Raw genomic sequence first — 12,672 nt, 5'->3', positions numbered from 1 at the left:
TATTCCAGTTTGCGGGCATACCCACCCGGTGGATATGGATACGCTAACGAGATTCTGTCGTATCATGGTTAAACCGAAGGTAACTGAATAACATCAATGCTTAAGACCACATTTCTTTTTTTCATCACCGCGTTATGCGAAATTATTGGCTGCTTTTTACCCTGGCTTTGGCTTAAGCGAGGAGCTACAGCCTGGTTGCTGATACCCGCCGGGGTGTCACTGGCTTTATTCGTCTGGTTGCTGACACTGCATCCGGCAGCCAGCGGGCGTGTATACGCAGCCTATGGCGGTGTTTACGTGGTGACCGCGCTGCTATGGCTACGTATTGTCGATGGTGTAAAACTCAGTTTATATGACTGGTCTGGCGCGCTGGTGGCGTTGTGCGGCATGCTGATCATTGTGGCTGGATGGGGGCGCGCATAGCGCCTTTTTTGTGATCAAACAGCGTTTTTTTGATCTTTATACTTGTATGGTAGTAGCTCAGTTGAGTAAATTTCCTGCATCACAAGAACAGATGTAGGGAATAAGAAATGAAGATTGTTGGGGCTGAAGTGTTTGTCACCTGTCCTGGGCGTAATTTTGTAACGTTGAAAATTACGACAGAAGATGGGATCACCGGGCTGGGAGATGCCACGTTAAATGGACGCGAGCTGTCCGTGGCGTCCTATCTGAAAGATCACGTGTGTCCGCAGCTTATTGGTCGCGATGCGCATCGTATTGAGGACATCTGGCAGTTTTTCTACAAAGGCGCGTACTGGCGTCGTGGTCCGGTCACCATGTCGGCGATTTCTGCGGTGGATATGGCTCTCTGGGATATCAAAGCGAAAGCGGCGAATATGCCGTTGTACCAGTTGCTCGGCGGTGCTTCTCGTGAAGGGGTTATGGTCTACTGCCACACCACAGGCCATACCGTTGATGACGTACTCGAAGATTATGCGCGTCATAAAGAAATGGGCTTTAAAGCGATTCGCGTACAGTGCGGCGTGCCGGGTATGAAAACCACTTACGGTATGTCTAAAGGCAAAGGACAGGCCTACGAACCCGCCACCAAAGGGCAATGGCCGGAAGAGCAGTTGTGGTCAACGGAGAAATACCTGGATTTCACACCAAAACTGTTTGCTGCCGTGCGTGACAAGTTTGGTTTCAACGAACACCTTTTACACGATATGCACCACCGTCTGACGCCAATTGAAGCGGCCCGTTTTGGCAAAAGTATTGAACAGTACCGTTTGTTCTGGATGGAAGATCCAACGCCAGCTGAAAACCAGGAGTGCTTCCGCCTGATCCGCCAGCATACGGTCACGCCGATTGCGGTAGGGGAAGTGTTCAACAGCATCTGGGACTGTAAACAGCTTATTGAAGAACAACTGATCGACTATATCCGCACCACCATCACCCATGCGGGTGGCATCACCGGTATGCGCCGGATTGCTGATTTCGCGTCGCTGTATCAGGTTCGTACCGGTTCACATGGACCTTCCGATCTGTCGCCTGTGTGCATGGCAGCCGCGCTGCATTTTGATCTGTGGGTGCCGAACTTCGGCGTACAGGAATATATGGGCTATTCCGAGCAAATGCTGGAAGTGTTCCCACATAACTGGACCTTTGATAACGGCTATATGCACCCAGGAGACAAACCTGGTCTTGGGATCGAGTTTGACGAAAAACTGGCAGCGAAATATCCGTATGACCCTGCATATCTGCCCGTTGCTCGCCTGGAAGATGGCACGCTGTGGAACTGGTAAATATAAATTTTACGTACGAAAGATGTTGATTAACCCAATACCCTACAGAAGGTTAAACTTATGGTTAGTTCAGTCGATATTAAAAATAACGTAGATAATAAGCCTATTATTCGTCGAGTGGCTTCAGCATCCGCAATTGGTACTGCTGCTGAGTATTATGATTTTTTTGCATACGGGACTGCAGCTGTACTCTTTTTTGGTCATCTATTTTTCCCGAGTGACGATCCGTTAATAAGTACTCTCGCTGCTTTTGCAACCTATGCTGTTGGTTTCCTTGCAAGACCATTAGGAGGAATCGTCTTTGGGCATATTGGCGATAAGGTTGGGCGTAAAAAAGCACTGGTTATTACTATATTAATTGTTGGTTTGGGGACGTTCTGTATAGGGTTATTACCTACATATGAGAAAATAGGTGTCTGGGCTCCAGCTTTACTTATTTTTATTCGTGTATTACAGGGATTTGGCGTTGGAGGTGAGCAAGCTGGTGCAGTACTGATGACGGCTGAATATTCTGAACCCAAACATCGTGGATTTTTTTCCAGTTGGGTTCAAATCGGTGCGCCGGTTGGTTTCCTCCTGCCGTTAGCGCTCTTTGCGCTGTTAAATGCCACACTTTCTCCAGAGGCAATGATGGATTACGGGTGGCGTATACCGTTTCTGTTGAGTCTGTTGCTGGTTATTGTTGGACTGTTTATCCGCTTAAAAATTGATGAATCACCTGTCTTTGCTCAGATTAGGGAGACAAAAGCAGAAGAATCACGTCCATTAGTTGAAGTTATCCGCGATTTTCCTGGCATTGTTGCCAAGGGGGTCTGCGCGAAACTGATTGAAGCTTGCACATTTGCAATGTTCACAGTGATTGTTTTGGCTTACGGAAAGGCAAACAATCTTGATGCTAATATTTTGATGGAGACAATGATCGTTGCGGTCATAATAGAAATAATTGCAATACCGTTGATGGGGTCGCTATGCGATAAAATTGGACGTAAACCAGTCTATATTATCGGTGCGCTGCTGCAGGTCGTTATGATTATTCCTTTCTTTCTTGCGATTAATCAGGATAGTTTTTGGCTTACACAAATAGTAATGATCCTGGTACTGAGTGTTGGGCATAGTATGTGTTATGCACCTCAGGCTTCTTATTTTCCGGAGCTTTTCCCAACTCATATTCGCTGTAGCGGAATAGCTTTAATTTGGCAACTGGGGTCGCTAATAGGCAGTGGCATTCTTGGACTGGTAGCAGTAAAAATTCTGCAAGTAACAGGTGGACATTACTATGGACTTGCAACCTATGTGATTGTACTTGGAGTTATCTCAATTATTGGTTTGTTGATGATGCCGGAAACCGCTCCGCAAAGACTTAAGCGTGAATACCAGCAGTGGCAGAAACATTAATATCCTTTGGCGGCAGTATGCCGCCAAATTCACTGACTTTGGTATATAACTCAACAAATGATGTCATACCAATCATAAAAAGCTTAATGCAAATCAAAACATACAACCATACAGGCGTTACTCTGGAACAGTCCTGATTTCATTTATAAGTAGGCCATACCATGCAAAACAAGCTCTTAGCGGCTAAGGCTGCACTTCCTGACTACGATCGTACAAAACTGGTTACGCGTATTGTTCATCTGGGATTTGGCGCGTTTCATCGCGCACATCAAGGTGTTTACGCTGACATTCTGGCCGCCGATCACGGCAGTGACTGGGGCTACTGCGAAGTGAACCTGATTGGCGGCGAGCAGCAGATTTTCGATCTGAAACAGCAAGATAATCTGTATACCGTTGCAGAGATGTCTGCTGATGCCTGGACTGCGAGAGTCGTGGGCGTGGTGAAAAATGCATTGCATGCGCAGGTTGATGGTCTGGAAAGCGTACTGGCAGCGATGTGTGAACCGCAGGTCGCGATCGTTTCCCTGACCATCACCGAGAAAGGATACTGCCATTCTCCGGCGACCGGCCAACTGATGTTAGACAACCCGATGATTGCAGCCGATCTGCAAAACCCTAAACAGCCTAAAACTGCGCCGGGCGTGGTGGTTGAAGCCCTGGCGCGTCGCAAAGCTGCGGGTTTAGCCGCCTTTACCGTGATGTCCTGCGATAACATGCCAGAAAACGGTCATGTGATGCGCAATGTTGTCATTGCATATGCCCGAGCGGTAGATATGGAACTGGCCGCGTGGATCGAACAACATGTGACATTCCCATCAACAATGGTTGACCGCATTGTCCCTGCAGTTACGCAGGAGACGCTGGACAAAATTGAACATATCACCGGTGTACGCGACCCGGCAGGCGTGGCATGCGAACCGTTCCGCCAGTGGGTAATTGAAGATAACTTTGTTGCCGGCCGTCCTGAATGGGAAAAGGCCGGGGCGGAACTGGTAGCCGATGTCATTCCGTTTGAAGAGATGAAACTGCGTATGCTCAACGGCAGCCACTCTTTCCTTGCGTATCTTGGGTATCTGGCGGGATATCAACATATTAACGATTGCATGGGCGATGAAAACTATCGTCTTGCTGCACGTGCGCTGATGTTGCAGGAACAAGCACCTACGCTGAAAGTAAAAGGTGTTGACCTACAGCGCTACGCCGATCTGTTAATTGAACGCTACAGCAATCCGGCGCTGCGTCATCGTACCTGGCAGATCGCCATGGACGGTAGCCAAAAACTGCCGCAGCGTATGCTTGATTCCATTCGTTGGCACATTGTGCACGGTAGTGACTTTGCGCTGCTGGCACTGGGTGTCGCTGGTTGGATGCGTTACGTAGGTGGTGTGGATGAACAGGGCCAGGCGATTGAAATTAGCGATCCACTGTTGCCGGTGATCCAGAATGCGGTGCGTAGCAGCAACGAAGGCGAAGAGCGCGTTCAGGCGCTACTGGCAATCGATGCTATTTTTGGCCGTGAACTGCCACAGGTTGAACTGTTCAACCGTCAGGTCACACAAGCGTATCTTACTTTACTGGCTGAAGGGGCGAAGGCGACGGTTGCGAAGTATGCAGCAAAACTGAAGTAACGAAGATTATGCTTTATGTCGCCATCTGGCTTGCAACGGCCAGATGGCGCTGTGTTTTCTGGCATTCACACCAATTAGTTCATGCCTAAACGAATCAGCTCGAGGGGGGCGTATTTGCCTTCACATCCTTCGATTTCCACTGTTTTCCCGCGGCGAATCTGCTCAGCGGTCAGGCCATCGGTATCTATTGCTGTAATGCGGCCTGTGAGTCCGGTGTCGCTGATCATGACGCGGCTGCCAGTGGTGATTGCGTTACGGTTACGATCGTATGTTTTCATGGTGTTTTCTCCTTTCCAACTTACCGTCAAAGCCCGTGGGCTTTTAGTCCCACGTAACGGGCGCAATATAAATACGCTTCTCGTTAATGATTTTTTTTGTTTTCGATCAAAATCACAGCTTTTTTTATGCAGTTATGCGGGAGAGGGGAAAACGCAGGAGAAACTCACCCCGGTGTGAGGTGAGCGTAGTATTAATCTTCGCTGAACCAGTCGCTATTTTCCTGACGAATAAGCTGAACGGACTCACCAATTTCCTGAAGATGGAGCATCATTGCGCGCTCGACCGCATCGCCGTCATGCTTCTCAAGGGCGGCAAAGATATCGTGATGCTGGCGTAGCAGCATTTCAGGCGGGGAAATATGATCCAGGCTCATATAACGAACGCGGTCAATTGTAGCCTTTATATTCTCAACGGTATCCCAGGCGAGTTGGCACTCGGCGATTAAAGCCAGTTTCTGATGAAACTCATCATCAAGCTGGAAGAAATCATTAATCTGTTTTCGGTCAATTGCGATGCGCTGCTGATTCAAATTCTGTTCAAGCTGATAGCACTGTTGATCGTTGATCAGCGATGCGGCGCGGCGTACCACGGCACATTCAATTGCCTGGCGAACAAAACAGCCGTTTTGCACTTGCGACAGCGAAATTTTATTCACGTAGCTGCCACGCTGCGGGCGGATCTGAATCAGACCGTTCTCAGCCAGTTTGATGAATGCTTCTCGTACCGGCTGGCGTGACACATTAAAGCGTACAGAAACCTCTTTCTCCGACAGCGGTGTACCGGGTGCAATCAGACAATGCACGATATCACGGCGAAGAATACGGTAAATCTGTTGATTTACTGGCTGTGTAGGGTTGAGCTGCGTTTCTACGGTCATTCATTCTTACTTTTTAGAGAGTTAACCCGGATATTTTATCACTTCTTTCAGGCTATCTATACCCGGCACAAGGCCGGGCAGAGAAATTAGCCACGATGAATACTCAGCCCGGCAAAAGACTGTGTGACAGGCATCATTTCAAGGGTGTTGATATTGACATGAGCCGGTAAAGAAGCCACCCACCATACCGCTTCTGTAACATCTTGCGGAGTCAGCGCCGTGGTATTTTCGTAGGCTTTTTCAGCTTTGGCGTCATCACCTTTAAAACGGACATTAGAGAACTCCGTACCGCCAACCAGACCCGGCTCGATGTCGGTAACGCGAATTGCAGTGCCGTGTAAATCAGTACGTAAATTCAGGCTAAACTGGCGAACAAACGCTTTGGTCGCACCGTAGACGTTACCGCCAGCGTATGGCCAGCTGCCCGCGGTAGAACCGATATTGATAATATGACCGCGGTTGCGTTCAACCATGCCAGGCAGAACGGCACGGGTCATATAAACCAGCCCCTTGTTGTTGGTGTCGATCATATTTTCCCAGTCTTCAATGCTGGCCTTGTGAGCAGGCTCAAGGCCCAGCGCCAGACCCGCGTTGTTGACCAGAACATCAATATTGCGCCATTCAGCAGGAAGGGCGTCCATCATCTCTTCAATCGATGCACGATTACGTACGTCCAGTTGCGCGGTATAGAGGCGGTCACCCAATTCCTCTTTCAGTTCCTGCAGGCGCTCCTGGCGGCGTCCGGTGGCTATAACTTTATGCCCATTCTCAATAAAACGACGCGTAATGCACTCACCAAAACCTGCGGTTGCTCCGGTTACTAAAACGATCATCTCACTGTTCCTCAACGCTTTTTATGTCGTACTACCATAGCACGTCATTTCCGTTCAGAGCTATTCCTGCGTAACGCGATTGCGGTTGATTCCTGGGACGTCTACTCTGGTAAACAAATCGTTTTCAGGAGTGAAAGATGTCGTTAACGAATCCTTTTTTACGTCACAGCACGTTGCCGTACCAGGCACCGCAGTTTGATCAGATAGAGGTGCAGCACTATCGCCCAGCGTTCGATGAAGGCGTGCGGCAAAAACGTGCAGAGATCGAGGCTATTGTGCAAAACCCGCAGGCCCCTGATTTTGCCAATACGTTGCTGGCGCTTGAACAAAGCGGCGCTTTGCTGACACGCGTAACCAGCGTTTTCTTCGCGATGACGGCGGCGCACACAAACGATGAACTACAGCGCCTTGACGAAGAGTTTTCCGCAGAACTGGCGAGCCTTGCCAATGATATTTATCTCAATGGCGCGCTTTTTTCGCGCGTTGAAGCGGTCTGGCAACAGCGAGGTTCGCTGGGGCTGGATAGCGAATCATTACGCTTGCTGGAAGTCATCCACCAGCGTTTTGTATTAGCCGGCGCGCGTTTAAATGAGGTCGATAAAGCGAACCTTAAAGCGCTCAATACAGAGTCCGCCACGTTGACCAGCCAGTTTAATCAACGTCTGCTGGCGGCGAACAAGTCCGGTGCTCTGGTGGTGGATGATGCACGTTACCTGGACGGACTCAGCGCAGAGGAAATTGCTGTTGCCGCCGAAGCTGCAAAGGAGAAAGGGCTTGAAGCGCGTTGGGTTATCCCGCTATTGAATACGACTCAGCAACCGGCGCTTGCGGCGTTACGCGATCGCCAGACCCGTGAGAATCTGTTCAACCGCGCATGGGCGAGAGCAGAAAACAATGACGCTAACGATACTCGGGCGATTATTCAGCGACTGGTCGAGATCCGGATGCAGCAGGCGAAACTACTCGGTTTTGCCAATTACGCTGCATGGAAAATTGCCGATCAGATGGCAAAAACACCGGAAGCGGCACTCAATTTCATGCGGGCGATTGTTCCCGCTGCGCGAGCCAGGGCATTGGATGAACAGGCCGAAATCCAGAATGTTATCAATCACGAACAGGGGAAATTTAACGTCGAGGCCTGGGACTGGGCATTTTATGCCGAGCAGGTTCGTCGTGAGAAATATGCACTTGATGAGGTGCAGCTCAAACCTTACTTTGCCCTTGATACGGTGCTGAACGAGGGCGTTTTCTGGACAGCTAATCAACTCTTTGGCATAAAATTTATAGAGAGGTTCGACATTCCTGTTTATCACCCGGATGTTCGGGTATGGGAAATATTCGATCACGATGGCGTAGGGCTGGCGTTATTTTACGGCGATTTCTTTGCCCGGGAATCGAAAAGCGGTGGTGCCTGGATGGGCAATTTTGTTGAGCAATCGCAACTCAATGAAACCCGGCCGGTTATTTACAACGTGTGTAATTATCAAAAACCGGCAAAAGGTCAGCCTGCATTGTTATTGTGGGATGATGTTATTACGTTATTTCATGAGTTTGGGCACACGTTGCATGGCCTGTTCGCCACTCAGCGTTATGCCACGCTTTCAGGGACCAACACTCCGCGTGATTTTGTTGAGTTTCCTTCGCAGATCAACGAACACTGGGCGAGTCATCCGCAGGTCTTTGCTCGTTTTGCTCGTCATGTTGATACCGGGGAGCAAATGCCGCAGGCGTTGCGGAATAAGATGCAGCGGGCCAGCCTGTTTAACAAAGGTTACGACATGACCGAACTGCTCAGTGCCGCATTGTTGGATATGCGTTGGCACAGTCTGGAAAAGAGCGCGTTATCTCTTTCGGTCGATCAATTTGAACAGCAGGCGCTGGCGGCTGAAGGTTTGGATCTCAAGGCCGTGCCGCCTCGTTATCGCAGCAGCTATTTTGCCCATATCTTCGGCGGCGGCTATGCCGCAGGTTATTACGCCTATTTGTGGACGCAAATGCTGGCCGATGACGGCTATCAGTGGTTTGTAGAGCAGGGCGGATTAACTCGTGAAAACGGGCAAAAGTTCCGTGAAGCTATTTTGTCCCGCGGTAACGGTACTGATTTAACTGAACTCTATCACCAGTGGAGCGGGCGCGATCCCCGTATGGAGCCGATGCTGGAACATCGTGGTTTGAGCGTCTAAGAGATTATTAGCCAGAATATTGAGCCGGGCGTGATGCCCGGTTTTTTATTATTTTAAAAGATGGCAATTTTTAGGGTTTTATATGAAAGTTGACAATAATAGTTATCAACAAATGATGATGAAATATATTCAGGAATGCTAGTTTAATAATGATGATGCCTTTGGATGTTTGATAAGATTAGCGTTCATGTACGGGCAGGTTTCTCAGGTAATTGTTAATGAAAATAGGGGTTCTAATAGCTGTGCTTGTTATGTCCGGATGTGCAGATAGTACAATTGTGCAATCCAGCGTCACTCCGTTTACGCCACATGTTTCACGCTCAAATGCTGAAATCATCGCACGGTATAAAGAAGCGCGTGAATCCGGGTTTTCCCATGGTTCTGCGTATCAATATGCCAGAGGCGACAAAACCTACACATCCGATCAATTAGAGGTGATTGGGCTTAATGAAATGCTGAATGAACCGTTATTGGTTTGACCACTTTATTGACAACGCTATGCCACACCAGAAGGTATAGCGTAATATCCTGTTAATTACGATTTATTAATTACTATTAAAAAATTTACATAAATTTTCTTTTTTATCGTTAAGATAATTCCATCAGAAACGCTCGAACAGGGAGGGAGAACGTGATGATGAGAAATACGAAGGAAATAGATGCAATTTTGATTGAGTTGAACAAGTCCATTGATGCCCACTACAAATGGTTAGTGACAATGTTCCGCTGCGTGGTGTCTTCAGATGTTACGCAGCCAGATATTATGGGTGAAAACTCGCATTTTGCTTGTCGATTTGGACAGTGGCTTAATAATCAATCACGGTACAATGAGGATGATTGTAGTTACGTAAGCAAGATAAGCGCCACCCACGAAAAGATGCATTTATCAGGCAAGAAATTGCTAATGGCTATCGTGGAGAATCGTAGCCATTCATGGCATTTCGACAGCTTCCAGGATGCGCTGCTGGCATTTACCTCATCTGTAATGGACTACAAAATATATTTATTGAGTATCCGCAGTAATATCGACGCATTAACAGGCTTACCTGGCAGAAGAATGCTCGATGAGTCTTTTGATCGGCAGTTGCTCGATGCCGAACCGCTTAATCTTTATATATTGTTGTTAGATATCGATCGTTTTAAATACGTTAACGATACCTACGGCCATTTGGTTGGTGACGTGGTATTGCGGGCTCTGGCATCAAATTTATTGTCATGGACGCGATATGATGAGGCGGCGTACCGCTACGGTGGTGAAGAGTTCATTATCATCATCAGAACAAAAACGGACGAGCAGGCATGCCAGGCGGGTTTGCGACTTTGTCGTCTGATTGGTCAGAAAAAAATTCCCTACGCTGAGGGAGAGATCGGTATCACGGTGACGGCAGGCATAACCCGGGTTCAACAGGGTGAAACGCTGGATACCGCGCTTGGTCGGGCCGACAGGGCGATGTATCAGGGGAAACAGACCGGCAGGAATCGCTGCATGTTTATAGATGAAAATGAGCAAATTGCGTTGGTGGACACCAATGACGGAACCTCGTATCCCCTCAGTGCGTGAGTTTTCGAAAAACGCTTTGAGGTAGTTGCGTTTCGTTTAACTTTCATTGGGGTTGTCGGTGATAGGTTAGCTGACTATCCGTTATCTTCGCAGGGAATTGCCAGATAGCGTATAAAAGCAAAACACAAATCTATCCATGCAAGCATTTACCGCTGGTTTATCCGGCGGTTTTTTTTATCTGTAAATCAAGAAAAAGGCACAGCGAGTGCGATTCAGGTAAAAAAATGGCCCCTTGTGCAGTTACGCTACAAGGGGCCGGGTCGGTGCAGGACTATCTCCGTTCATCAATCATCCCATCTGTGGCTAAAATACGCGGCCAGGAAACCGGAAAATAAAATAATTCCCAGAACAGCCATAAAAATATTCATATTACCCAGCATAGTAAATGCTCCTTTATCTGTGAGTTTCCTCTCTTACCTTAAGTTCACCTCGCTTATGACTATAGTAGCAATTCAATCTTAAACAAAGGCTGAACTGTGTGATTATTTCGACTGAAAAGTAAATTTTTGACATGATCACGTCGAATAAAATAAATAATAGTGACGAGACACATTTATCTGCGCACAAACAACCCTGTTTTTAAACCCTGAGACGCTGTTATGACGGTGTGCTGCTGATACAGATTGTTGCACGTTTATAATGCAGAGTTGTCTCATGGTGGTTCAATTTTTCGTTTGATTAATCCTTTGGGCGGGGAAATGTAATACTGATTTATGTGCGTCAGATGCTAATTTATTGATTTTATATGAGGTTTTAATATCTGGCATCGTTTTTGCCTTATCACTTCTGAACACCCTTAATTTGCACCGTTTTGTCTGCCCGGCTGCACCGGAGCTTTCAGCAAGTCTAATTTCAGGAGTGAAACTATGCAGCGTCGTACATTTTTAAAAGCTTTTGCACTTTCTGCCTCTGTTGTCGCAATGGGCGTGAGTTTTAGCGTTCAGGCAGCCGACACCATTAAGGTTGGCATCATGCATTCGTTATCCGGCACGATGGCCATATCCGAAACGCCGCTAAAAGATGTGGCGTTGATGACCATCGATGAAATAAATGCTCAGGGCGGTGTGTTGGGTAAAAAGCTGGAACCGGTGGTGGTTGACCCGGCCTCGAACTGGCCGTTATTTGCTGAAAAAGCAAGACAACTGCTGAGTCAGGACAAGGTGGCGGCAGTTTTCGGCTGCTGGACATCGGTGTCGCGTAAATCGGTTCTACCGGTATTTGAAGAGTTAAACGGTCTGCTGTTTTACCCGGTGCAATACGAAGGTGAGGAGATGTCGCCTAACGTCTTCTATACCGGCGCAGCCCCCAATCAGCAGGCGATCCCTGCGGTTGAGTATCTGATGAGTGAGGACGGCGGTAGCGCGAAACGCTTCTTCCTGCTGGGCACGGATTATGTTTATCCGCGCACGACCAACAAAATTTTACGCGCCTTTTTGCACTCAAAAGGGGTCGCCGATAAAGACATCGAAGAGGTGTACACTCCATTCGGACACAGCGATTACCAGACCATTGTCGCCAGTATTAAAAAATTCGCCGCAGGGGGAAAAACGGCGGTGGTATCAACCATCAATGGGGATTCTAACGTACCGTTCTATAAAGAGTTAGCGAATCAGGGGCTGAAAGCCACCGATGTGCCGGTGGTGGCTTTTTCCGTGGGTGAGGAGGAGCTACGCGGTATTGATACCAAACCGCTGGTGGGCAACCTTGCCGCCTGGAACTACTTTGAGTCCGTCGATAATGCGGCCAACAAAAAGTTTGTCGCTGATTACCGGGCGTATGCCAAAGCGCACAAATTACCGAATGCTGATTCGGTGGTGACGAACGACCCAATGGAAGCCACATATGTTGGCCTGCATATGTGGGCGCAGGCGGTAGAAAAAGCTGGAACTACCGATGTGGATAAAGTTCGTGCTGCTATGGCGGGGCAATCCTTCGCTGCGCCATCAGGTTTTACCCTGACCATGGATGAGACCAACCATCACCTGCATAAACCCGTCATGATTGGCGAGATTGAAGGCAACGGCCAGTTTAACGTGGTGTGGCAAACCGATGAGCCGGTCCGCGCCCAGCCGTGGAGTCCGTACATCGCTGGTAATGATAAAAAATCTGAACAGCCAGTGAAAACCGCCAGCAACTGATCTAACGCCCTCCTGCGGGAGGGTAATGCTTTG

Annotated in this window: 12 protein-coding genes; 8 read left to right on the top strand and 4 right to left on the bottom strand. The window is 48.3% G+C overall.

Going from position 1 to position 12,672, the window contains the following annotated elements:
• The first annotated feature begins 96 nt into the window (after positions 1–96).
• From OGY67_RS05680 to OGY67_RS05665, 4 genes are all read left to right on the top strand, one after another.
• Positions 97–423, top strand: a complete 327-nt coding sequence (locus OGY67_RS05680; protein WP_008784733.1) for a YnfA family protein — start codon at positions 97–99, stop codon at positions 421–423.
• A 107-nt stretch (positions 424–530) separates the two neighbouring features.
• Positions 531–1,745 carry a starvation-sensing protein RspA gene (rspA, locus tag OGY67_RS05675; protein WP_043016367.1) on the top strand — a complete coding sequence of 405 codons (1,215 nt, stop codon included), beginning with the start codon at positions 531–533 and terminating at the stop codon, positions 1,743–1,745.
• A 60-nt stretch (positions 1,746–1,805) separates the two neighbouring features.
• A complete protein-coding gene (locus OGY67_RS05670) occupies positions 1,806–3,140 on the top strand; it encodes an MFS transporter (protein ID WP_008784734.1) in 1,335 nt (444 codons plus the stop codon).
• A 161-nt stretch (positions 3,141–3,301) separates the two neighbouring features.
• Positions 3,302–4,768 (top strand): mannitol dehydrogenase family protein, encoded by a 1,467-nt coding sequence (locus OGY67_RS05665; RefSeq protein ID WP_286573743.1) that lies wholly within the window; start codon positions 3,302–3,304, stop codon positions 4,766–4,768.
• 74 nt (positions 4,769–4,842) lie between these two features.
• Here the strand turns inward: OGY67_RS05665 and ydfZ are convergent, their stop codons facing one another.
• From ydfZ to ydfG, 3 genes are all read right to left on the bottom strand, one after another.
• A complete protein-coding gene (gene ydfZ, locus OGY67_RS05660) occupies positions 4,843–5,046 on the bottom strand; it encodes a putative selenium delivery protein YdfZ (protein WP_003032393.1) in 204 nt (67 codons plus the stop codon).
• Positions 5,047–5,237: 191 nt separating this feature from the next.
• The gene (locus OGY67_RS05655; RefSeq protein ID WP_167819925.1) at positions 5,238–5,924 is read right to left on the bottom strand and encodes a GntR family transcriptional regulator; all 687 of its coding nucleotides are present in this window, start codon (positions 5,922–5,924) and stop codon (positions 5,238–5,240) included.
• A gap of 86 nt (positions 5,925–6,010) precedes the next feature.
• Positions 6,011–6,757: a bifunctional NADP-dependent 3-hydroxy acid dehydrogenase/3-hydroxypropionate dehydrogenase YdfG gene (gene ydfG, locus OGY67_RS05650; protein WP_032943401.1), complete on the bottom strand. Its 747-nt coding sequence runs from the start codon at positions 6,755–6,757 to the stop codon at positions 6,011–6,013.
• A gap of 137 nt (positions 6,758–6,894) precedes the next feature.
• On the opposite strand from ydfG, the gene dcp reads away from it, so the two are divergent.
• From dcp to OGY67_RS05635, 3 genes are all read left to right on the top strand, one after another.
• Complete coding sequence (gene dcp / locus OGY67_RS05645; protein WP_286573739.1) at positions 6,895–8,940, top strand: peptidyl-dipeptidase Dcp; 2,046 nt, start codon at positions 6,895–6,897, stop codon at positions 8,938–8,940.
• 218 nt (positions 8,941–9,158) lie between these two features.
• A complete protein-coding gene (locus OGY67_RS05640) occupies positions 9,159–9,419 on the top strand; it encodes a hypothetical protein (protein ID WP_020996405.1) in 261 nt (86 codons plus the stop codon).
• A 155-nt stretch (positions 9,420–9,574) separates the two neighbouring features.
• Positions 9,575–10,501 carry a diguanylate cyclase gene (locus OGY67_RS05635; protein ID WP_267445419.1) on the top strand — a complete coding sequence of 309 codons (927 nt, stop codon included), beginning with the start codon at positions 9,575–9,577 and terminating at the stop codon, positions 10,499–10,501.
• A 284-nt stretch (positions 10,502–10,785) separates the two neighbouring features.
• Here OGY67_RS05635 and mgtS read toward each other — a convergent pair whose 3' ends face one another.
• Entirely contained in the window at positions 10,786–10,881 is a 96-nt protein-coding gene (gene mgtS / locus OGY67_RS05630; protein ID WP_003032406.1) for a protein MgtS, read from the bottom strand.
• A 486-nt stretch (positions 10,882–11,367) separates the two neighbouring features.
• On the opposite strand from mgtS, the gene urtA reads away from it, so the two are divergent.
• Positions 11,368–12,639, top strand: a complete 1,272-nt coding sequence (urtA, locus tag OGY67_RS05625) for an urea ABC transporter substrate-binding protein (protein ID WP_267449113.1) — start codon at positions 11,368–11,370, stop codon at positions 12,637–12,639.
• Positions 12,640–12,672: the final 33 nt, after the last annotated feature.

Source organism: Citrobacter sp. Cpo015 (assembly GCF_030333035.1).
Classification (GTDB): Bacteria; Pseudomonadota; Gammaproteobacteria; order Enterobacterales; family Enterobacteriaceae; genus Citrobacter; species Citrobacter portucalensis.
This window is presented reverse-complemented; position numbering and strand designations above follow the sequence as displayed.